Origin of the sequence: Streptomyces sp. NPDC014733, assembly GCF_043083385.1 — a bacterium.
Classification (GTDB): domain Bacteria; phylum Actinomycetota; class Actinomycetes; order Streptomycetales; family Streptomycetaceae; genus Streptomyces.
Window position 1 is genome coordinate 271,033 of record NZ_JBIBYO010000001.1, and the last position, 20,743, is coordinate 291,775.

23 protein-coding genes are annotated in these 20,743 nt (G+C 73.0%); 11 read left to right on the top strand and 12 right to left on the bottom strand.

Features of this window, described 5'->3' with window-relative positions:
- The first annotated feature begins 8 nt into the window (after positions 1-8).
- Complete coding sequence (locus ACF1BH_RS01165) at positions 9-944, top strand: amino acid ABC transporter permease (RefSeq protein WP_391640296.1); 936 nt, start codon at positions 9-11, stop codon at positions 942-944.
- 41 nt (positions 945-985) lie between these two features.
- Positions 986-1,738: an amino acid ABC transporter ATP-binding protein gene (locus tag ACF1BH_RS01170; protein ID WP_391640979.1), complete on the top strand. Its 753-nt coding sequence runs from the start codon at positions 986-988 to the stop codon at positions 1,736-1,738.
- Between the two features lie 155 nt (positions 1,739-1,893).
- On the opposite strand, the gene ACF1BH_RS01175 is transcribed toward ACF1BH_RS01170, so the two are convergent.
- Both ACF1BH_RS01175 and ACF1BH_RS01180 read right to left on the bottom strand, forming a co-directional pair.
- Positions 1,894-2,691 (bottom strand): SDR family NAD(P)-dependent oxidoreductase, encoded by a 798-nt coding sequence (locus ACF1BH_RS01175; RefSeq protein ID WP_391640297.1) that lies wholly within the window; start codon positions 2,689-2,691, stop codon positions 1,894-1,896.
- Positions 2,692-2,814: 123 nt separating this feature from the next.
- Positions 2,815-3,576 (bottom strand): class I SAM-dependent methyltransferase, encoded by a 762-nt coding sequence (locus tag ACF1BH_RS01180; RefSeq protein WP_391640298.1) that lies wholly within the window; start codon positions 3,574-3,576, stop codon positions 2,815-2,817.
- A gap of 93 nt (positions 3,577-3,669) precedes the next feature.
- Between ACF1BH_RS01180 and ACF1BH_RS01185 the strand changes: the two genes are divergently transcribed.
- The gene (locus ACF1BH_RS01185; protein ID WP_391640299.1) at positions 3,670-4,299 is read left to right on the top strand and encodes a CGNR zinc finger domain-containing protein; all 630 of its coding nucleotides are present in this window, start codon (positions 3,670-3,672) and stop codon (positions 4,297-4,299) included.
- On the opposite strand, the gene sodX is transcribed toward ACF1BH_RS01185, so the two are convergent.
- Positions 4,203-4,664 carry a nickel-type superoxide dismutase maturation protease gene (sodX, locus tag ACF1BH_RS01190; RefSeq protein ID WP_391640300.1) on the bottom strand — a complete coding sequence of 154 codons (462 nt, stop codon included), beginning with the start codon at positions 4,662-4,664 and terminating at the stop codon, positions 4,203-4,205. The two genes, ACF1BH_RS01185 and sodX, sit on opposite strands and share 97 nt — an antisense overlap.
- A gap of 212 nt (positions 4,665-4,876) precedes the next feature.
- Here sodX and sodN point away from each other — a divergent pair, with 212 nt between their 5' ends.
- Entirely contained in the window at positions 4,877-5,272 is a 396-nt protein-coding gene (gene sodN / locus ACF1BH_RS01195) for a superoxide dismutase, Ni (RefSeq protein WP_391640301.1), read from the top strand.
- Between the two features lie 160 nt (positions 5,273-5,432).
- On the opposite strand, the gene ACF1BH_RS01200 is transcribed toward sodN, so the two are convergent.
- The 5 genes from ACF1BH_RS01200 to ACF1BH_RS01220 all read right to left on the bottom strand — a co-directional run bounded on the left by ACF1BH_RS01200 (position 5,433) and on the right by ACF1BH_RS01220 (position 9,013).
- Positions 5,433-5,771, bottom strand: a complete 339-nt coding sequence (locus tag ACF1BH_RS01200) for a hypothetical protein (protein ID WP_391640302.1) — start codon at positions 5,769-5,771, stop codon at positions 5,433-5,435.
- 116 nt (positions 5,772-5,887) lie between these two features.
- On the bottom strand, positions 5,888-6,610 hold the full coding sequence (locus tag ACF1BH_RS01205) for a hypothetical protein (RefSeq protein ID WP_391640303.1): 723 nt from the start codon (positions 6,608-6,610) through the stop codon (positions 5,888-5,890).
- A gap of 28 nt (positions 6,611-6,638) precedes the next feature.
- The gene (locus tag ACF1BH_RS01210; protein WP_391640304.1) at positions 6,639-6,941 is read right to left on the bottom strand and encodes a type VII secretion target; all 303 of its coding nucleotides are present in this window, start codon (positions 6,939-6,941) and stop codon (positions 6,639-6,641) included.
- 25 nt (positions 6,942-6,966) lie between these two features.
- Positions 6,967-7,788 carry a hypothetical protein gene (locus ACF1BH_RS01215; protein WP_391640305.1) on the bottom strand — a complete coding sequence of 274 codons (822 nt, stop codon included), beginning with the start codon at positions 7,786-7,788 and terminating at the stop codon, positions 6,967-6,969.
- A 265-nt stretch (positions 7,789-8,053) separates the two neighbouring features.
- On the bottom strand, positions 8,054-9,013 hold the full coding sequence (locus ACF1BH_RS01220) for a LysR family transcriptional regulator (RefSeq protein ID WP_391640306.1): 960 nt from the start codon (positions 9,011-9,013) through the stop codon (positions 8,054-8,056).
- A 226-nt stretch (positions 9,014-9,239) separates the two neighbouring features.
- Here ACF1BH_RS01220 and snpA point away from each other — a divergent pair, with 226 nt between their 5' ends.
- The 3 genes from snpA to ACF1BH_RS01235 all read left to right on the top strand — a co-directional run bounded on the left by snpA (position 9,240) and on the right by ACF1BH_RS01235 (position 12,339).
- On the top strand, positions 9,240-9,899 hold the full coding sequence (snpA, locus tag ACF1BH_RS01225; protein WP_391640307.1) for a snapalysin: 660 nt from the start codon (positions 9,240-9,242) through the stop codon (positions 9,897-9,899).
- 432 nt (positions 9,900-10,331) lie between these two features.
- Positions 10,332-11,078, top strand: a complete 747-nt coding sequence (locus tag ACF1BH_RS01230; protein ID WP_391640308.1) for a FadR/GntR family transcriptional regulator — start codon at positions 10,332-10,334, stop codon at positions 11,076-11,078.
- Positions 11,071-12,339: a CynX/NimT family MFS transporter gene (locus ACF1BH_RS01235; RefSeq protein ID WP_391640309.1), complete on the top strand. Its 1,269-nt coding sequence runs from the start codon at positions 11,071-11,073 to the stop codon at positions 12,337-12,339. The genes ACF1BH_RS01230 and ACF1BH_RS01235 overlap by 8 nt, the downstream gene beginning before the upstream one ends.
- A 78-nt stretch (positions 12,340-12,417) precedes the next feature.
- On the opposite strand, the gene ACF1BH_RS01240 is transcribed toward ACF1BH_RS01235, so the two are convergent.
- Positions 12,418-13,503 (bottom strand): magnesium and cobalt transport protein CorA, encoded by a 1,086-nt coding sequence (locus ACF1BH_RS01240; RefSeq protein ID WP_391640980.1) that lies wholly within the window; start codon positions 13,501-13,503, stop codon positions 12,418-12,420.
- Positions 13,504-13,721: 218 nt separating this feature from the next.
- Between ACF1BH_RS01240 and ACF1BH_RS01245 the strand changes: the two genes are divergently transcribed.
- From ACF1BH_RS01245 to ACF1BH_RS01255, 3 genes are all read left to right on the top strand, one after another.
- Entirely contained in the window at positions 13,722-13,901 is a 180-nt protein-coding gene (locus ACF1BH_RS01245; RefSeq protein ID WP_391640310.1) for a hypothetical protein, read from the top strand.
- Positions 13,898-16,165, top strand: coding sequence for a heavy metal translocating P-type ATPase (locus ACF1BH_RS01250; RefSeq protein ID WP_391640311.1), 2,268 nt, complete (start codon positions 13,898-13,900; stop codon positions 16,163-16,165). Before ACF1BH_RS01245 ends, ACF1BH_RS01250 begins: the two co-directional genes overlap by 4 nt.
- Positions 16,166-16,483: 318 nt before the next feature.
- Positions 16,484-17,422 carry a beta-ketoacyl-ACP synthase 3 gene (locus ACF1BH_RS01255; RefSeq protein ID WP_391640312.1) on the top strand — a complete coding sequence of 313 codons (939 nt, stop codon included), beginning with the start codon at positions 16,484-16,486 and terminating at the stop codon, positions 17,420-17,422.
- 27 nt (positions 17,423-17,449) lie between these two features.
- Here the strand turns inward: ACF1BH_RS01255 and ACF1BH_RS01260 are convergent, their stop codons facing one another.
- A complete protein-coding gene (locus ACF1BH_RS01260; protein WP_391640313.1) occupies positions 17,450-17,671 on the bottom strand; it encodes a hypothetical protein in 222 nt (73 codons plus the stop codon).
- A 98-nt stretch (positions 17,672-17,769) separates the two neighbouring features.
- Complete coding sequence (locus ACF1BH_RS01265; RefSeq protein WP_391640314.1) at positions 17,770-18,684, bottom strand: glutaminase; 915 nt, start codon at positions 18,682-18,684, stop codon at positions 17,770-17,772.
- Positions 18,685-18,865: 181 nt separating this feature from the next.
- On the opposite strand from ACF1BH_RS01265, the gene ACF1BH_RS01270 reads away from it, so the two are divergent.
- On the top strand, positions 18,866-19,099 hold the full coding sequence (locus tag ACF1BH_RS01270; protein WP_391640315.1) for a hypothetical protein: 234 nt from the start codon (positions 18,866-18,868) through the stop codon (positions 19,097-19,099).
- Between the two features lie 27 nt (positions 19,100-19,126).
- Here ACF1BH_RS01270 and ACF1BH_RS01275 read toward each other — a convergent pair whose 3' ends face one another.
- Positions 19,127-20,725, bottom strand: a complete 1,599-nt coding sequence (locus ACF1BH_RS01275) for a Na+/H+ antiporter (RefSeq protein WP_391640316.1) — start codon at positions 20,723-20,725, stop codon at positions 19,127-19,129.
- Positions 20,726-20,743: the final 18 nt, after the last annotated feature.

The following is a 20,743-nucleotide window of genomic DNA, read 5'->3' on the forward strand; positions in this document are numbered from 1 at the left end:
CAGCATCCGTGTCAGTCGACGTCGAGAAGTCGGACCGGTCCCCGGCCGGCACCCCGTCCCCGCCCGAGTCCATCAAGGCCATCCCCGTCCGCCACTACGGCCGCTGGGTGGCGGCGCTGGTCGTCCTCGGGGTGATCGTGGCGCTCGTGAGGGCCTTCGCCTCCGGGAACGTCAACTGGGGCGCCATCCCCGAATACCTCTTCAACGCGGACATCCTCAAGGGTCTGCGCAACACCCTGCTGATCACCGTGCTGTCGATGGTCATCGGCGTCGTGCTCGGCGTGATCCTCGCGGTGATGCGCCAGTCGAAGAACTGGGTGACCTCGTCCGTCTCGTGGTTCTACATCTGGTTCTTCCGCGGTACGCCGGTCTACGTCCAGCTCTTCCTCTGGTTCAACCTCGGCCTCGTCTTCCAGTACATCGACATCATGCCGATCTACAAGGACGAGTGGTCGGACTTCATGACGCCGTTCCTGTGCGCGCTGCTGGGCCTCGGGCTCAACGAGGCCGCGTACATGGCGGAGATCTGCCGGGCGGGCCTCACCGCCGTCGACGAGGGCCAGACCGAGGCCGCGCACGCGCTGGGCATGAGCCACGCCAAGACGCTGCGCCGGATCGTCGTACCGCAGGCGATGCGGGTGATCGTCCCGCCGACCGGCAACGAGGTCATCAACATGCTGAAGACCTCCTCGCTGGTCATCGCCGTCCAGTACTACGACCTGCTCCAGGCCGCGCAGAACGTCGGCCGGGACTCCGGCGTCGTGGTGGAGATGCTGATCCTCGCCGCCGCCTGGTACCTGATCGCCACGACGGTGCTCAGCATCGGCCAGTACTACCTGGAGCGGTACTACGCCCGCGGCGCCAGCCGCCAGCTGCCGCCCACCCCGCTCCAGCGCGCCAAGGCGAAGCTGGCGGGCTTCAACCGCGCCGGAGGTACGGCATGACCAGCAGCAAGTCCGCCCCCGCCAAGGGCTCCGGGGTCCCCATGGTGAAGGCCGAGGGCGTCCACAAGTCCTTCGGCGCGGCCCACATCCTCAAGGGCATCGACCTGGAGGTGGCGCCCAAGGAGGTCTTCTGCCTGATCGGCCCGTCCGGCTCCGGCAAGTCGACGTTCCTGCGCTGCATCAACCACCTGGAGAAGATCAACGCCGGGCGGCTGTCGGTCGACGGTGAACTGGTCGGCTACCGCGAGCAGAACGGCAAGCTCTACGAGCTGCGCGACCGCGAGGTGGCCGCCCGCCGCCGCGACATCGGCATGGTCTTCCAGCGCTTCAACCTCTTCCCGCACATGACCGCGGTGGAGAACATCATGGAGGCGCCGGTCCAGGTCAAGGGCGAGTCGAAGGCATCCGCCCGGGAGCGCGCCACCAAGCTGCTGGACCGCGTCGGGCTGAAGGACAAGGCCGGCAACTACCCCTCGCAGCTCTCCGGCGGCCAGCAGCAGCGCGTCGCCATCGCCCGCGCGCTGGCGATGGAGCCGAAGCTGATGCTCTTCGACGAGCCGACCTCGGCGCTCGACCCGGAGCTGGTCGGCGACGTCCTCGACGTGATGAAGGACCTGGCCGCGGACGGCATGACGATGGTCGTGGTCACCCATGAGATGGGCTTCGCCCGCGAGGTCGGCGACTCGCTGGTCTTCATGGACGACGGCGTGGTCGTCGAGTCCGGCCACCCGCGCGACGTCCTCGGCAGCCCGCAGCACGAGCGCACCAAGTCGTTCCTGTCCAAGGTGCTCTGACGCCGGGCCGGGACGGACCGGCCGGATCGAAGGATCGAAGGATCGACGGAGGCGGTACGGGCCCTGGGGCGCGTACCGCCTCCGGTGCGTGGGGAGGGCGGGTGGCGGCCGGACGCCCGGCGCCACCCCCGGAGCCCGGTGCGGCCGTCCGTCCCTCAGTGCACCGAGAACCCGCCGTCGACGCAGACGGACTGCCCGGTGACGTAACCGGAGGCCCGGCTCGCCAGGAAAACGGCGGCGCCCGCGAAGTCCTCGGCCAGGCCGTTGCGGCCGGTCAGGGTGCGGGCGGCCAGCGCCGCCACCCGCTCCGGGTCGGACGACAGCCGGGCGTTGAGCGGCGTCATCACGAAGCCCGGCACCAGCGTGTTGCAGGTGACGCCGTGCGGCGACCACGCCTCGGCCTGCGAGCGGGCCAGCGACTCCAGTGCGCCCTTGGAGACCCCGTAGACGCCGCTCTGCACGAACGCCCGGTGCGCCTGCTGCGAGCTGACGTGGATGATCCGGCCGAAGCCCCGCTCGGCCATCCGGGGGCCGAACCGCCGCCCGAGCAGATGGGGCGCCTCCAGGTTGACCGCCATCGTGGTGTCCCAGACCTCGTCGGTCACCTCCCCCATGGGCGGCCGCAGGTTGATCCCGGCGCTGTTGACCAGGATGTCGGGCTCGCCGAAGACCGCGGCCGCCTCCTCCGCCCCGGCGCGCACCCCGTCCCGGCTGCCCAGATCGCAGCTCACCGCGGCGACCCGGCAGCCGTCGGCGGTCAGTTCGTCGACCGTGGCGGCCAGCTCCGCCTCCCGGCGCGCGACGACCACCACGCGCGCCCCGGCCCGCGCGAGCGCCCCCGCGATCCCCCGCCCGATTCCGGAACTGCCGCCGGTCACCACGGCGTTCAGCCCCTCCAGCGAGAACAGCTCGGCGAGGTAGCTCCGGGACTTCTGAGACGTCTGAGATGTCATGCCCGCACCATAAGCGGCGCCCGGCGCCCGGCGGCGGGACGTCCCGGCCCGCGGACACCGGGACGGCCCGTACGACGACGGGTCCGGGGCGCGCCCGGACGGCGCACCCCGGACCTGCCCGCCTCACTTCAGGCCGAGCACCAGCGCGTCACTGGGCGACCGCCACACCGTCCGCGCCTCGGCGAAGCCGGAGTCCCGCAGAACCTGGGCGTGCCACCGGTCGGAGGGGGTGTCGCCGTCGGCGTGCTCCCCGTAGATCTCGAACCGCTCGGCGGTCGGCGCGGCCAGCAGCGGGTCGGCGGCGGCCAGCTTCCACCAGTCGGCCCAGTCGACCGCACCGGCGGCCTTGGCGCGGTCCATCCGGGCGTGGCGCTGCGCGCGGTCGGCGGCGTTGATCCGCGGGGTGGACTCCTCCGGCATGTGGTCGGCGTTCATGAAGACGCCGCCGTCGCGTACCACGGTGCCCAGCTGTCCGTAGAGCCCGCGCAGGTCCTCGGTGTGCAGCCAGTGCAGCGCGGTGGCGGTGAGCACCGCGTCGTACGACGCGTGCGGCAACCGCGCGGTCCAGGACGGGTCCTTCAGATCGGCGCGAACGAACCGCACCCGCCCGTCACCGGCGAAGTACCCTTCGGCGATGGCCAGCAGCGCGGGATCCAGATCGACGCCCACACTCTCGGCCTCCGGGAAGCGCTTGAGCAGCCGGTCGGAGATCGAGCCGGTACCGCACGCCAGGTCGAGCACCCGGGGCGCGGTCCCCACCAGCGCCTCGACCATGTCGAGCATCACCCGGAACCGCTCCTCGCGGTCCGGCATGTACCACTCCTGCTGCCGGTCCCAACTGTCCTGCCACGCCTGCCAGTCGGCCCCGGCCACGGTCTCCGTCATCACGAACCCCTTCCGCGTGTAATACCCTCGTAGCCACCACACCCATTACGGCTACCTGCCCGGAACGATAGCCCGCCCCCGTAAGGACTACAAGTGGAACTGGCCTATTACTCGGACTATGCCGTGCGGCTCGTCAACACCGAGGAGCCCGAGCGCGGCAGTGACAGCCTGACCTCCGTCGAGGCGGTCCGGGCGCTCCTCGGGCCGGCACAGCAGATCGCCCGGCGCGCCACGGAGAGCGATGTGACCCGGCTGCGCGCGGTCCGCGGGCGGCTGCGGGCGGTCTTCGAGGCGGCGGCCGACGGGGACGAGGTCCGCGCCGTCGACCTGCTGAACGCGCTGATGATGGAATTCCCGGTCAGCCCGCAGATCTCCGGCCACGAGCACCGCGACACGGACGGCCGCCCCGACTGGCACCTGCACATCGCCGACCACGCCGCCAACGCGACGGCCGGCTACACCGCCACCGCCTGCATGGGCCTCGCCTTCCACCTCACCGAACTGGGCGTGGACCGGTTGGGTGTCTGCGAGGCCCGTCCGTGCCGGAACGTCTACCTCGACACCTCCACCAACCGCTCGCGGCGCTACTGCTCCGACCGGTGCGCGACCCGCGCCAACGTCGCCGCCTACCGCGCCCGCAAGAGGCTGGAGAACGAACGCGCCGCCCGCAGCGGACGCACCGCCGACAGCGCCCAGGACGCCAGCGCCAGCGGCGAGCGCTGACCCCCCAGCGGCCGCAGCCGCACCCGGGCACGCGCCACCACCAGTTCGTCCGGCACCGCCCCGAACTCCCGGCTGTCGTTGACCACCCGCGGGTTGTCGCCCCGCACCCACCAGCCGCCGTCGCGCCGCTCCACGGCCCGTTTGACGATCAGCAGGTCCTGCCGGAACGGGTGCCGGACCACCACCACGTCACCCGGCCGGACGGCCGCGCCGTAGTGGAGCAGCAGCCGGTCGCCGGGCCGGAGCGTCGGCAGCATCGACGGGTTGTACACCTCGGCCAGCCCGAACGCCGGCCCCGCACGCCGCGCCCCGGGCCCGGGCCCGCCGCCGTCCCCGGGCCCGCGCCCGTCCACCTGCTCGGGCATCCCAGCCCACCTCCCGGTCCGGCCCGGTCCGGCGCCCACCGGACCATTCCTCCAGCTCACCGGTCCATCCTCCATCAGCCCCGGCCGGTGACCGGACTCCGGCCGCACGGGGAGCCGGACTTTTGCCCTAAGACCCCCGGGCCGCCCGAGAAAAGGGTTCCGGCACCGAGTAATCTCGCCCGTGAGAAGACGATCACGAGGAAGGACTGAACATGCTCTCGCGCCTGTTCGCCCCCAAGGTGAAGGTCAGCGCCCACTGCGACCTGCCCTGCGGTGTGTACGACCCGGCCCAGGCCCGTATCGAGGCCGAGTCGGTCAAGGCCGTCCAGGAGAAGTACCAGGCCAACGAGGACGCGGACTTCCGCACCCGCGCCGTCCTGATCAAGGAGCAGCGCGCCGAGCTGGCCAAGCACCACATCTCGGTGCTGTGGAGCGACTACTTCAAGGCCCCGCACTTCGAGAAGTACCCGGAGCTGCACCAGCTGGTCAACGACACCCTCAAGGCCCTCTCGGCCGCCAAGGGCTCGAACGACCCGGCCACCGGCCAGAAGGCCCTGGACCTGATCGCCGAGGTCGACCGCATCTTCTGGGAGACCAAGAAGGCCTGATCCCCGGATCGGTCCACGGCGCCCTGCGGGTGGTGCACCTCCGCAGACCGGTGTCGCATCGAAGGGGCCCGGCGGATTTTCCGCCGGGCCCCTTCGGCGTGGGCAGGGAGAGCCGCGCCGGGCCCGCGGGCCTCGCCCCGCAGGCGCGAGGCGCCCCCGCTCAGAGCTGTTCGACGGTCTCGGCGGCGACCTTCAGCGGAAGCTCCGGGTGACGGCGGCGCAGGTCGCGGACGGCTTCGAGCGTGCCCTTCTCCTCGCGGAGGCGGCGCAGCGCGTCCGTGTCGAGGGACCGGACGAACTCCTCCCGCGTCCCGTACGCCCTGCGGAACCAGTCGTCACGCCGCCGCCGTTGCGCGTACACCTCGCCCAGTCCGGGACACACGAGGACGAGGACGAATCCCGCGACCGCCAGGGCCCGCTGATCGACGGAGACGAAGACGAGCGCCAGGAACAGGCCGCCGAGGCCCAGGCACCACAGCAGTACACGGGGACCGTACAAAGGGATCACTCTCCGCTCTTCCCGGGACGGAAGGGAAGGTACAGGGGAGACGGCCGGCGCGGGTGCCGGCCGGGCCGGACGCACGGCGTGGCCCGGCCGTCGCACCGGGCCGCCGCTCAGGACATGCCGGAGGGCCATTTACCGCCGGGGAAGGCGGAGTTGTCCCGCGCCTCCCCTTCGACGGTCACCATCTGCTGAGCCTGCGCGCCCAGGACCGCGACGAGCGTGGTGACGGCGGCGATGACGAGTCCCGAGTTGACCCCGGCCTCCTCCACGATGATCCCGGCCCCGGCCCACGAGAAGACGACGGAGCCGAGCGCCGCGATCGCGGCCACCGCGGCCATGATGAATTTGACGAGAATCACGCCGATGGCCACATAGAACGCGAGCCCTGCCACGGCTGAGACGGTCAGTGCGCCGGCGATCTTGTCGGCGCTCGTCTCGACCTGTGTGGCGGCCGTGGACTGGTCCTTGACGGCAGCGGTGTACGCGGTGGCGGCATCGCCCTCCCACTGTCCCGGGGCCTTCAGCGCGTCCGGGCTCGTCTCTCCGGCCACGGTCGATGCCTTGCCGCGCACATCGGACTGCCAGTCGTGCGCGTAGAAGAAGAAGGTGACGGGGGCGGCCGCGCCCTCCAGCACCTCGCCGATCTTCTCCAGCAGCCAGCTCCCGGCCTCGACGAGCTTGTTCGCGGCCCAGATCAGTGCGTCGGCGACAGGCTGCGGGACGTACCACTGGTTGGCGGTCGCCTCGGCCTTCGGGCCAGCCTCCCGCAACTTCGCCGCCAGGTCTTGGGTCCCCTTGGTGATCTTGTTCATGGTGGCTTCGTACTGAGCCATGCTGAACGACATCACATCCCCGTTCCGCCTAGTAGGCGCCCTCGATGGAGGCGGTGGTGTCCGCCTCCCTGTTGTCGTACGCCGTCGCATTCCTGACGAGCGCGTCGGCGATCTCTCCCATCCGCGCGCCGCCTTCCTCACAGCGGGACGAGAGCTGGTTGACCGCGTTCTCGTAGGCCGAGAAGAAGATCTGGAAGATGCCCGCCTGGAGGCGGGACATGCGGAGACCCTCGATGGTGCCGTGCAGCGATGTCATCGTCTCGGCCTGCCGGTCCCACATGTGCGCCTCGCTGCGCAGTGCGTCCGTGACCGTCTTCAGAGTGGGCGCCATGGTCACTGCTCCTGTCGTGGTGCCGTCAGAGTCCGCCGGTGAAACGCTTGGGGTCGCGGAGGATGGCCAGCGCCTCGTCCAGGAGCCCGTCGAGCAGTTGCCCCTGGGCGTCCGCCCCCGAGGACTCCTCCAGCCGTGCCAGGGACGCCCGGCCATCGGCGAGAGCTGCCGCGACCGCTTGGCCGAGGGACACGGCCGACTTCCCCTCCGCCCACGCCGCGTCCACCCGGCACGAGTGGAAGGCCCCTTTGCTCAGCTCCACGGTCACCCGGTTGCCGGGGTCCCTCCCCTCCACGCGGGCGCCGGCCACGGACTCCAGGTCCATCCCCGCCACCGCGTCGAAGGCCGCGATCATCTCCTCGGCCACCTCGTCGATCGGGCGCGGGACGACATGGCGCAGATCGCGGCCGGGGACCTCGACCGGAGGCGCCCCCTCGCCCGGTGCGCCACCGGAGGGCCCGGCGCCGGAGCCCGGCGTACCCGGCGCCGTGCGAGGGTGCTCCCTGCTCCGCCGTTCCCTCTCCTGCCGCAGCTCTTCCGCACGTCCCTGGACGTCCGCACCGTCCATGGCCTCCTGCATGGCGGCCATGGACCGGTGCATCGCGGCCCCGTACGCCTCGGTGACGGCGCCGCCGATCGTCTCGGGGGTGCGCTTGCGCTGCCAGTCGCGGGCGAGGGTCACCGTCTCCGGCAAGCCGTCGCTCCCGACCCGGACCGTCACCGCGCGCGCCTCGTCCTGTCCCTCCGCGCCCGCGGGCACACCGCTCCGCGCTTCCGCCAGCAGCCCCTGGAGCCCGGCGGCGTACTGCTGAAAGTTCTGAAGTGCCGCCAGAATCGCGTCTGTCATGCCTTCCCCCCGGCAGTTGTCCCCTGCCCTCCCCGGGTAGGGGCGGCCCACCCTCGTCCTGTCCGACGCCGCCTGTCAATACGCCCGGTGCACCCACATTTGTTCAACTGCACATTCATGGGACCCACTTGCCTGCGGCCGCGCTCCGGGCGAGGTGCGCCGCAGCGGGGCGCGGCGGCCGAAGGCGCCGAGCGCGCGTCCCGCAGCCGGGCCGCGGAGGCTTCCGCTCCGCTCCGGCGGCGGTCGAGACGCTCCCCTCCGGCCCCTACGCCGAAGCCAGCCGCCGCGGCAGCACCCCGTCCCCCTTCCGTACCAGCCACGCCCGGTACGCACTGCTCGCCCAGGCGATTTCCGCGTACGAGGCGGTGAGGTCGGCGAAGAGGGCCTCGGGCGGGGCGGCGAGGGTGGTGTCGGAGCGGCAGGCCATGAAGAGGCGGACGGCGAGGGGGTCGCCGCGCAGGGGGCGGATGTCCATGCCGTGGCGGGGGCGGGAGGTGGGCTGGCAGGGGGTGACCACTTCGCCGGCGGCGACGAGGTCGGCGGCGGTGAGGTAATCGCCGTGCACCACGCGGGGGTTGACCCCGGCCGCGGCCCAGATGCGGCGCAGGCCGGCCCATTCGCCGTCCACGGTCGGGTCGACCATCCACGGGTCGCCCGCCAGATCGGCGAGGTCGACGACCTCCTTGGCGGCGGCCGGATGGGTGGCCGGGAGGGCGATGAACTGCGGTTCGCGGGCGATGAGTTCGTACTGGACGAGGCTGGAGGGGACCCGGAGCGGCGCGCCCTCGACCTCGTGGACGAAGACGGCGTCGAGCTGGCCGGAGGAGACCATCTGGAGCAGCGCGTTGGCGGAGACGTCGATGCGCAGGGCGGGATCGGTGCCGGGCAGGCGGGCGCGCAGGCGGCGCAGCCAGCCGGCGACGGCGCGGCTGCTGGTGCTGCCGATGCGCAGCCGGGCGCCCTGTTCGCGGACGGAGACGGCGGTGATCTCGTCGACCAGGGCGCGCATGTCGGCGACGATGGGGCGGGCGCGGGAGAGGACGACATGGCCGAGCGGGGTGGGGCGGCTGCCGGTGGCGGCGCGGAAGAAGAGCTGGCCGCCGAGGGCTTTTTCGATGCGGTGGAGCTGCGTGGTCAGCGACGGCTGGGTCATGCCCAGCTGACGGGCCGCCTTCCGTACGCTGCCGGAGTCGGCGATGGCGCACAGGGCTCGAAGATGCCTCACCTCTAGCTCCACGCGGGGAGCATAGCCATGCGCGATGGCGTCACACCAGACTGCTGAACCGCCATGAACTGCCCCTTTTCCCTGGGGTATTGAGCCGTCCTATCGCCTCCTGGCATCTCCGCCTCCCGGGTGAACTGCGTCCAGACTCGGCGGCACCAAGAAATCCGGGGCCCCGGCCACCGCCCCACACGGCGGCCGTAGCCCTCGGAAATTAAGGAGCCCCCACATGAGATCTCCCAAGACGGCGCTGTCGGCGGCGCTCGGCCTGGGCCTCGCCGCCGCACTCACCGCGGCGGTCCCGGCGTCCGCGACGCCTGCCTCCTCCGCCTCCCACCGCTCCACCCCCGCCTCGGTGGCCGCGTACACCGGTTCGGCCGAGCAGAAGGCCGACACCAAGGCCTTCTTCGACGCCGTGCTGAAGTCCGCGGCGAAGAAGCTGAAGGCCAACCCGAACCTCCAGTCGGTCACGGTGACCTACGACGCGAGCGCCGCCCCGACGTTCGCGAGCCAGATATCCCAGGCCGCGCAGATCTGGAACAGCGCGGTCTCCAACGTGAAGCTCGCCGAAGGCAGCGGCGGCGACTTCCAGTACCGCGAGGGCAACGACCCGCGCGGTTCGTACGCCAGCACCGACGGCCACGGCAGCGGCTACGTCTTCCTGGACTACGCGCAGAACCAGCAGTACAACTCCACCCGCGTCGTGGCCCACGAGACCGGCCACGTGCTGGGGCTGCCGGACCACTACGAGGGCCCGTGCAGCGAGCTGATGTCCGGCGGCGGCCCCGGCCCGTCCTGCCAGAACACCCAGCCGGACGCCAACGAGCGTGCGCAGGTCAACCAGTTGTGGGCGAACGGTCTGGCGGGGCTCCTCCCCAAGGCGTCCTGACCCGTCCGCCCGTCGCACCGGCGGGAGCGCCCTCCTGACGCCCCGTCGGGACGCGCCCCCCGGTGTGAGGCCCCGGCACGGCTCCCCACCGGCGCCGTGCGTCTTCCGGCAGGGGTTCCCCACCCGCCTGCCGGCTCCGGACCCCCTCGCCCCGGCCGCCCGCACCCCAACCGGCGCGGGCCACCGGCGGACGGTGTCCGGACCGGCGGCGGTCCTCTGCCCGGACCGCCGGGCGGCCCCGCGTACGGCCGCCTCGTGCCCGACTTCCCCGTACGCGGCCCTGCGGCGGAGTCCTTCGCGGACTCCGCCGCAGACGCGTGTGCGGCTCGGCCTCTTTTGACAGCCGGAAACATGGGATGTTCACATGACCCGAAGAATACGGCGGCCGACGGACGGTCCGCCGCCCCGGTCCGAGGAGAGGACGCCGCGCCGATGCCGCTGCGCAGTACCGCCCGAACCAGCCTGGTCGACCTCGTCATCGAGCAGCTGGAGGCGCTGATCGCGGACGGTGAGTGGCCGGTCGGGACGAAGATCCCGCCGGAGCCCGCCCTCGTCGAGCAACTGGACGTCGGACGCAACACCGTCCGCGAGGCGGTCCGCGCGCTCGTCCACACCGGACTGCTGGAGGCCCGGCAGGGCGACGGCACCTACGTCCGCGCCCGCAGCGACTTCGGCGCCGCCGTCCAGCGCCGGCTGCGCCGCGCGGAGAGCCTGGAGGCGTACGAGGTCCGGGCCGCGCTGGAGCGGGACGCGGCGCGCCACGCGGCGGTGCGGCGGACGCCCGAGGACCTGGCGGCGCTGCGGGAGGTGCTGGCCGAGCGGGTGCGGGCCTGGGAGTCCGGCGACACCGAGGCGTTCGTGGCGGCCGACGTCCGCTTCCACCAGCTGATCGCACAGGCCGCGCACAACGGTGTGCTGGCGGATCTGTACGCCCATCTCAGCGACGCACTGCGCGCCACGCTGCACGCGGTGCTCGCCGCGCACGTGCCGGACGCGGTGCACCACCAGCTCGACGGTCACACCGCGGTCGTCGACGCCATCGAGGCGGGCGACGCGGACGCCGCCGAACGCGCCGTGCTGGCGCATCTGACCGAAGCGAGGGACGCCCTGCGCGACGCCACGGGCGACGGTGCCCGGGCCGGCGGGCGCCCGCACACCACCGGAGAACACCGTGCCTGACCCCGGACCTGCCGTCGCCGACAGCCCGATATCCACCACACCGCCACGCCCCGGAGCCGCCGAGCCCGCGGCCGTGCCCACCGGGCGCCGGGCGCTCCATCTGGGGCTGGGCGTCGTCCTGCTGGCCCTGAACCTGCGGCCCGCGCTGGTCGCGGTGTCGCCGCTGGCCGGAACCATCCGGGACGACAGCGGGATGTCGGCCGCGGCGACGAGTCTGCTGACGGCGCTGCCGCTGCTCTGCTTCGGGCTGCTGGCGCCGGTCGCGCCGCGGCTGGGCCGCCGGCTGGGGATGGAGCGGTCGCTGCTCGGCACGATGGCGCTGATCGGCGCCGGGACCGCGCTGCGGCTGGTGGACTCGGTGGTGGCGCTGTTCGCCGGGACGGTCGTGATCGGCGCCGGGATCGCGGTCGCCAATGTGCTGCTGCCCGGCCTGATCAAGCGGGACTTCCCGGCCCGCGCCGGGCTGATGACCGGCCTGTACTCGATGTCGCTGTTCGGCGGCGCGGCGCTGGCCGCCGGGGTGACCGTCCCGGTGCAGCGGGCCGCCGGGCTGAGCTGGCAGGCCACGCTGGCGTGCTGGGGTGGCCTCGCGGTGGTGGCGCTGGTGTGCTGGCTGCCGCAGACGGGCGCCCGTAGCCGGGTTTCCGCCGGGGCGGCGGGCGCGGCGGCCCACCCGGTGCGCGGCCTGTGGCGCTCCCCGCTGGCCTGGCAGGTCACCGGGTACATGGGGCTCCAGTCGCTGAGCTACTACGCGGCGGCCGCCTGGCTGCCGACGGTGCTGCGGGACGCCGGGATGTCGGCGGGCGACGCCGGGTGGATGCTGTCGTACTCGTCGCTGCTGGGCATCGCGGGATCGTTCCTCGCCCCGGTGATCGTGGGGCGGCGGCTGCGCGCCGGGACGCTCGCCGCGGTGAGCGCGCTGCTGTGCGCGGTGGCGTTCGCGGGGCTGCTGGCCGCGCCGGTGGGCGGCGCGTACGCCTGGATGACGCTGCTCGGCCTGGGGCAGGGCGGGGCGATCAGCCTGGCGCTGCTCTTCATCGTGGAACGGGCCCCGGACGCCCGGCACACCGCCCAGCTCTCCAGCATGGCGCAGTGCTTCGGCTACATCCTGGCGGCGACCGGCCCGGCGGTGCTGGGCGCGGTGCACGACACGACCGGCGGCTGGACGGTGCCGATCGTGGTGCTGCTGGTGCTGCTGGTGCCCCAGATCGCGGCGGGCTTCGGGGCGGGACGGCCGCTGCACGTCGGGGGGCGGGGGTAGCGGCGGGCGCCGGGGCTTTCGTTCAGGGACGGAGGCCCCGGGCCGTACCTCTCAGGAACGCCCCCGGGAGGTGCCCCCTCACAGCCAGCCGTTCCGCTTGAACCCCCGGTGGATCAGCCAGCACAGCCCCAGCGTGATGGCCACGATCAGCGGATAGCCGTACGTCCAGTCCCGCTCCGGCATGTACGTGAAGTTCATGCCGTACACGCCGCAGACCATGGTCGGGACGGCGAGGATCGCGACCCAGGCGCTGATCCGGCGCATGCCCTCGTTCTGCGCGACGGTGACCTGCGCGAGGTGGGCCTGGAGTATCGAGTTGAGGAGTTCGTCGAAGGACGTGATCTGTTCGACGACCCGTTCCAGGTGGTCGGTGACGTCCCGGAAGTACGTCCGCAGCCGGGCGTCGACGTACGGCATCGGTCCGGTCACCAGTTTCTGCAGCGGCCGGTCGAGCGGGGCGACGGCGCGCTTCAGCTCAAGCAGTTCGCGTTTGAGCTGGTAGATGCGGCCGGCGCCGCCGCTGCCGCGGACCGAGAAGACCTCGCTCTCCACGTCGTCGATGTCGTTCTGGATCTCGGCGGCGACATCGAGGTAGTCGTCCACCACGAGGTCGGCGATGGCGTGCAGAACGGCCGACGGGCCGATGGCCAGCTGCTCCGGGTCGCGCTCCAGCTGTTCGCGGAGCGGCCCGAGGGAGCCGTGGCCGCCGTGCCGGACGGTGATCACGAAGTCGGCGCCGGTGAAGACCATCAGCTCGCCGGTCTCGATGACCTCGCTGGTGTCGGTGAGCTGCTCGTGCTCGACGTAGCGGACGGTCCGGAAGACGGTGAACAGGGAGCCGTCGTACAGCTCGATCTTCGGGCGCTGATGGGCGAGGACGGCGTCCTCGACGGCGAGCGGGTGCAGCCCGAACAGCTCGACGATGCCCGCGAACTCCGTCTCCGCCGGCTCGTGCAGCCCGATCCACACGAATCCGGCGCCGGAGCGGCGCACCCGGCGGAGCGCCTCGTCGGCGGGGTGGTCGCCGGGCTGCCGGACGCCGTTCTCGTACACCGCGCAGTTGACGACCGCGGTGCCGAGCGGCGAGCGGGCGGGGTGGCTCAGGTCGACCCCGCGGGTGCGCGGCTGCGGCAGCCGGACGGCGCGGCGGAGGCTACGGATCATCGACACCGGCTCAGTATGGCGTCCCGGCCCGCCGCACGGCAGGGTCCGGGCCCGCGGGGCGGCGGCCCGCGGACGCGCCCCGGAGGCGTCGCCACACCGTGACGGAATACCCCTAGGGGGTATACAGTTGGAGACGGAGGGACGCCGGTGACACCGCCGTCCCCACTCCCCGGGAGCGTTCGCGGCCCCGGTTCCGGTATCCCTGTGAGGAGTACGGCATGAAGGCACCCACCACCCCGGTCCTGCTCGGCGGCTACGCACTGATCCTGCTGGTCGTGCTCGCCGCCGGGTTCGGAATCGGCCGTGCCACGGGCGCCCCGGCGCCGCCCGCACCCCCCGCGCCGCACAGCGCCCCGCATACCCCCCACCCGTACGCACACCACGAGGAGCAGTCGTGATCACCGTGCCCGGAGAGCAGTACATCGAGCTGGAGATCGGCGGGATGACCTGCGCCTCGTGTGCGGCGCGCGTCGAGAAGAAGCTCAACCGCATGGACGGCGTCACCGCCACGGTCAACTACGCCACCGAGAAGGCGCGCGTCTCCCTGGAGGAGGGCAGCGCGCTGGAGACCGCCGACCTCATCGCCACCGTCGAGAAGACCGGCTACACCGCCGCGGTGCCCGCGCCGCCGGTGCCGGAGCCCGCGGACGAGGAAGGCGGGACGGCGGAGCCCGCGGACGACGGCCTCACCGCGCTGCGGCAGCGGCTGCTGACCGCGCTGGTGCTGTCGGTCCCGGTGATCCTCATGGCGATGGTCCCGGCGCTGCAGTTCACCAACTGGCAGTGGCTCTCGCTGACGCTCGCCGCCCCGGTGGTCGTCTACGCCGCGTGGCCGTTCCACCGCGCCGCCTGGACCAACCTGCGGCACGGCGCGGCCACCATGGACACCCTGATCTCCATGGGGACGCTCGCCGCGTTCGGCTGGTCCCTGTGGGCGCTGTTCTTCGGTACGGCCGGGATGCCCGGTATGCGCCACCCCTTCGAGCTGACCCTCACCCGTGGGGAGGGCGGCGGCTCGATCTATCTGGAGGCCGCGGCCGGGGTCACCACCTTCATCCTGGCGGGCCGCTACTTCGAGGCCCGGGCGAAGCGGAAGGCCGGGGCCGCGCTGCGCGCCCTGATGGAGCTGGGCGCCAAGGACGTCGCGGTGCTGCGCGACGGCCGCGAGGTCCGCATCCCCACCGCCGAGCTGGCCGTCGGCGACCGCTTCGTCGTCCGCCCCGGCGAGAAGATCGCCACCGACGGCCGGGTCACCGAGGGGTCGTCCGCGGTGGACGCCGCCCTGCTGACCGGCGAGTCCGTACCGGTCGAGGTCGGGCCGGGCGACACCGTCACCGGCGCCACCGTCAACGCCGGGGGCCGGCTGGTCGTCGAGGCGACCCGGGTCGGCGCCGACACCCAGCTCGCCCGGATGGCGCGGATGGTGGAGGAGGCGCAGAACGGCAAGGCCGCGGCGCAGCGGCTGGCCGACCGGATCTCCGCGGTCTTCGTCCCGGTGGTCATCGCGCTGGCGGTCGGCACCCTCGGCTACTGGCTGGGGACGGGCGCCGGGGCCACCGCCGCCTTCACCGCCGCCGTCGCGGTGCTGATCATCGCCTGCCCGTGCGCCCTGGGCCTGGCCACCCCGACCGCGCTGATGGTCGGCACGGGCCGCGGCGCCCAGCTGGGCATCCTGCTCAAGGGCCCGGAGGTGCTGGAGTCCACCCGCGCCGTCGACACCGTCGTCCTGGACAAGACCGGCACGGTCACCACCGGTGTGATGACGCTGACCGGCGTCCACCTCGCCGACGGTGAGGACCGCGCGACCGCGCTGCGGCTGGCCGGTGCGCTGGAGCACGCATCGGAGCACCCGATCGCCCGCGCCGTCGCCACGGCGGCCGAGGAGACGGTGTCCGGTGCGCTGCCGGCGCCCCGGAACTTCGAGAACGTCCCCGGGCTCGGCGTCCGCGGGGAGGTCGACGGCCACACCGTGCTGGTCGGCCGCGAGCGGCTGCTGGCCGACGCCGGGCTGGCGCTGCCGGAGCCGCTGACGGCGGCGAAGCTGCGGGCCGAGCAGGCGGGCGCCACCGCCGTCGCGGTCGCCTGGGACGGCGCGGCCCGTGCGGTGCTGGTGATCGCCGACGCGGTGAAGGAGACCAGCGCCGAGGCGGTCCGCCGGCTGCGGGCGCTGGGCCTGACGCCGGTGCTGCTGACCGGTGACAACCGCGCGGTCGCCGAGGCGGTCGCCGCCGAGGTCGGTATCGACGAGGTCATCGCCGAGGTGCTGCCGCAGGACAAGGTCGCCGTGGTCGAGCGGCTGCGCGCCGAGGGCCGGACGGTCGCCATGGTCGGCGACGGCGTCAACGACGCGGCGGCGCTGGCCACCGCCGATCTGGGCCTGGCGATGGGCACCGGCACCGACGCCGCCATCGAGGCCGGGGACCTCACGCTGGTCCGCGGCGATCTGCGGGCCGCGGCGGACGCCATCCGGCTGGCCCGCGCCACCCTCGGCACCATCCGCACCAACCTCTTCTGGGCCTTCGGCTACAACGTCGCCGCCCTGCCGCTGGCCGCGGCGGGCCTGCTCAACCCGATGATCGCGGGCGCCGCGATGGCCTTCTCCTCGGTCTTCGTCGTCGGCAACAGCCTCCGTCTGCGCCGCTTCCGCGCGACGGCGGAGTGACGGAATCGCCGTAGGCGGGAGCCGGTACGGAGGCGGGGCCCGGGCCGGGAAGGCCGGGGCCCCGCCTCCGTCGTGCGGGCGGCGTGCGGGCGGCGTGCGGGCGGCGTGCGGAATGCGGCCCGGGGCGCGTACCGGACACGTCCGGGGCCGGGGCGCACGGATGGGCCCGCGCGTACCGGAAACGCTTGCCGGGCGCGGTCCGGGTGGCGTCGGGTCCCTCCAGAGAAGACGGCGGAAGATTGGCGGTTCTCGAAAAGGGGCGCCCGCCCGCCGCAGGTCACACTGGTCGCACGACACCGCAGGTCCGGAGGGGATCAGATGCCAGGTTCACGCGTTCTCGCGGTCGGCCACCATCAGCCGCCGGGCGTGCTCACCAACGACGACCTCGCGTCGATGGTGGAGACCGACGACGCCTGGATCCGCAGCCGGGTCGGCATCCGCACCCGGCACATCGCCGGACCCGGCGAGACCGTCGACTCGATGGCGGCCCAGGCGGCGGCGAAGGCCCTCGCCTCCAGCGGCGTCCCGGCCGAGGAGATCGACCTCGTCCTCGTCGCGACCTGCACCGCGACCGACCGCAGCCCCAACACCGCGGCCCGCGTCGCGGCCGCCCTCGGCCTCGCGGCCCCGGCGACGATGGACATCAACGTCGTCTGCTCCGGCTTCACCCACGCCCTGGCCACCGCCGACCACGCCATCCGGGCCGGTTCCGCCCGCTCGGCGCTGGTGATCGGCGCCGAGAAGTTCAGCGCCGTGGCCGACTGGACGGACCGTACGACCTGCGTGCTGGTCGGCGACGGCGCGGGCGCCGCCGTGGTCACCGCGGCCGAGGAGCCGATGATCGGCCCGGTGCTGTGGGGTTCGGTCCCCGACATGGGCCATGCGGTCCGTATCGAGGGCGAACCGGCCCGCTTCGCCCAGGAGGGGCAGACCGTCTACCGCTGGGCCACCACCCAGCTGCCGGCCATCGCCCGCCAGGTCTGCGAGCGTTCCGGCATCACCCCCGCCGACCTCGCCGGGGTCGTCCTGCACCAGGCCAATCTGCGGATCATCGAACCGGTCGCCCGGAAGATCGGCGCGGTCAACGCCGTCGTCGCCCGGGACGTCGTGGACTCCGGGAACACCTCGGCGGCATCGGTGCCGCTGGCCCTGTCGAAGCTGGTCGAACGGGGCGAGATCGCCGCCGGCGCCCCCGTCCTCCTCTTCGCCTTCGGCGGCAACCTCTCCTACGCGGGCCAGGTCATCCACTGCCCCTGAGCGGCCGCACCCCGCCGGCGCCGCCGCTCAGGGCACCTCGCGCAGGTACATCGCACCGCAGGAATGGCAGAACGGCTCGCCCTCGGGCGTTCCCCAGAGATCGGCCGGCTGGGTGGCGGCGGACTCGCTCAGTATCCGGCCGCACATCGCCTTGATCCCTTCGAGGCGGACCATGTGCCAGATCTTGACCGGGGCGTCCGGTCCCGGCGTCACACCGTCCGCGTACTCCGCGCGCATCTCGTGCTCCATGGCGGTGCACCTCCTACGCCCACGATGCGCCAGGAAGATCGCCGCCACAACGCGACCGGAGCCGGGCGGGCGCCCGGCGGCGGCCCGCCCCGGGCGGCTCAGAACACCGACCAGCCGGTCAGCGTCGTGAAGTGGTCGAGCGCCGCGGCACCGGCGACGGAGTTGCCCCGCCGGTCGAGTCCCGGGCTCCAGACGCACAGCGTGCAGCGGCCCGGTACGACGGCGAGGATCCCGCCGCCGACCCCGCTCTTGGCGGGCAGCCCCACCCGGTAGGCGAACTCCCCCGCCGCGTCATAGGTGCCGCAGGTCAGCATCACCGCGTTGATCCGCTTGGCCTCCCGCGCCTCCAGCAGCCGGGTGCCGTCCGCGCGCAGTCCGTGCCGGGCGAGGAAGCCGCCGGCGGTGGCCAGATCCCGGCAGCTCATCTCTATGGAGCACTGCCAGAAGTAGTGCTCGATGACGCTGGGGACCGGGTTCTCCAGATTGCCGAACGACGCCATGAAGTGCGCGAGCGCGGCGTTGCGGTCCCCGTGGTCGGCCTCCGAGTCGGCGACCGCCTGGTCGAACGCCAGCTCCTCGTTGCCGCTCTCCTCCCGCAGGAAGTGCAGCATCGTCGTACTGGCGTCACCGGTGAGGGTCTGCAGGCGGTCGGTGACGACGAGCGCCCCCGCGTTGATGAACGGATTCCGCGGGATGCCGTTCTCCCACTCCAGCTGCACCAGGGAGTTGAACGGCGTACCCGACGGCTCCCGGCCCACCCGGGACCAGATCTCCTCGTCGTGCGCGTGCGCCATCACCAGCGCCAGCGAGAAGGTCTTCGAGATCGACTGCACGGAGAACGGCGTCTCCCAGTCGCCCGCCCCGTACACCGAGCCGTCGATGTCGACCAGCGCGATACCGAAGCGGTCCGGGCTGACGCGTTCGAGCGCCGGTATGTAGTCGGCGACCTCGCCCTGCCTCACAAACGGCCGTGCATAGGCCGCTACCTCATCAAGAACGGCCTGGTAGTCCATATCGGACACGCTAACCCGGCCGTTCCGGCGACCCGCGCCGGGGCCCGGTTTTCCGCCCCGGGCCCGCCCAACGGCCCGCCCGCCTCGCGTCCTCCGGCCGGGTGGCCGAGCCTGACACGGGGAACCCGGCGGCCGGACGGGCCGTTGACCCCATGAGACCGATCGTGCACAGGAGGCAGTGATGGCAGGTTTTCTCGACCGCGCCAAGGAGCAGGCCCAAAACGCCCTTGAGCAGGGCAAACAGAAGGTGGACGAGGTCCAGCAGCAGCGCGCGGGCAACGACCTCCTCAAGAAGCTCGGCGCCGCCTACTACGCCGAGCAGCGCGGCAGCGGCTCACCGGACGCGACCCGGAACGCGCTGAGCGCGCTGGAGGCACACATCAGCGCGCACGGAGACGGATTCCTGCGGGCATAGCCGGCAGCCACCGGGCGCCCGCGCCCCTCACCCCCGCTCCTCCCGATAGGCCGCCGCCTCCTCCAGGTCGAGGCGGCGGAGCAGCGTGCGCAGCATCTCGTCGTCGATGCGGCGGGTGTCGCGGAGGCGGACGAAGACGCGGCGTTCGGTGTCGATCATCTCGCCGGCCAGCCGGCGGTACGTCTCGTCGGCTGATTCGCCGGTCACCTCGTTGACGGTGCCCAGCCGCTCCCAGACGGCGTTGCGGCGGCGCTCCATCACGGTGCGCAGCCGGTCCTCCAGGGGGCCCGGCAGGGTGTTGCGGTCGTCGGTGAGGAGGGCGTCGAGGCGTTCCTCGGCGGCGCGCGAGGCCTCGTTCTGGGCCTGGGCCTCGGCGAGCGTCTGCGCGCGTGCGTCGCGGCCGGGCAGCTTCAGCGCGCGGATCAGCGGCGGCAGCGTCAGGCCCTGGACGACGAGGGTGGCGATGACGGTGGTGAACGTCAGGAAGAGCACCAGATTGCGGGCGGGGAAGGGACCGCCGCCGGGCACCGTCGCCGGGATGGAGAAGGCGATGGCCAGCGACACCACGCCCCGCATCCCGGCCCAGCCGACGACCAGCGGCGCCGCGACCGTGACGTCCGGCTCCCGCTCCCGGACACGGGCCGAGAGGCGCGGCAGATACGTCGCCGGGAAGACCCACACGAACCGCGCCACCACCACCGCCGCGAAGACGAGCCCGGCGTACCGCGCGGCCTGCGCGCCGCTGAACTCGCCCAGACCGCGCAGCACCACCGGCAGCTGGAGCCCGATCAGCGCGAAGACCGCGGACTCCAGCAGGAACGACACCATCCGCCACACGGCCGCCTCCTGGAGCCGGGTCTCGAAGTCGACCTGCCAGGAGCGGTGCCCCAGATAGAGGGCGACAACCACCACGGCGAGCACCCCGGACGCCCCGATCTGCTCGGCGGCGGCATACGCGACGAACGGGATGAGCAGCGAGAGGGTGTTCTCCAGCAGCGGCGACGCCCGCAGCCTGCGGCGCAGCCAGTGCAGCGGCACCATCAGGACGAGGCCGACGCCGATGCCGCCCAGGGAGGCGACGGCGAACTCCCCGGCCCCGCCGGCCCAGGTGGCGCCCGCGCCGACCGCCGCGGCCAGCGCCACCTTGTAGGCGGTGATGGCGGTCGCGTCGTTCACCAGGGACTCGCCCTGGAGGATCGTGGTGATCCGGCCGGGCAGCCCCAGACGGCGGGCGATGGCGGTGGCCGCGACGGCGTCCGGCGGCGCGACGACGGCGCCCAGGACGAGCGCGGCGGTCAGCGGCAGGTCCGGGATGGCCAGGTGGGCGAGGAGCCCGACGGCGAGCGTGGCGAAGAGGACGTACCCGACGGAGAGCATCGCCACCGGCCGCACGTTGGCCCGCAGGTCCAGGTAGGAGCTCTCCAGCGCCGCGGTGTGCAGCAGCGGCGGCAGCACCAGCGGCAGCACGATGTGCGGGTCGAGGGTGTAGTCCGGCACCCCGGGGACGTACGAGGCGACCAGCCCGGCGGCGACCAGCAGCAGCGGTGCCGGTACGGGCGTCCGCCGGGCGAGCGCGGCCACCGCGGCGCTCCCGGCGACCAGCAACAGCAGCGGCATGACGTCCATCGGCCCGTCCCGTCCGTC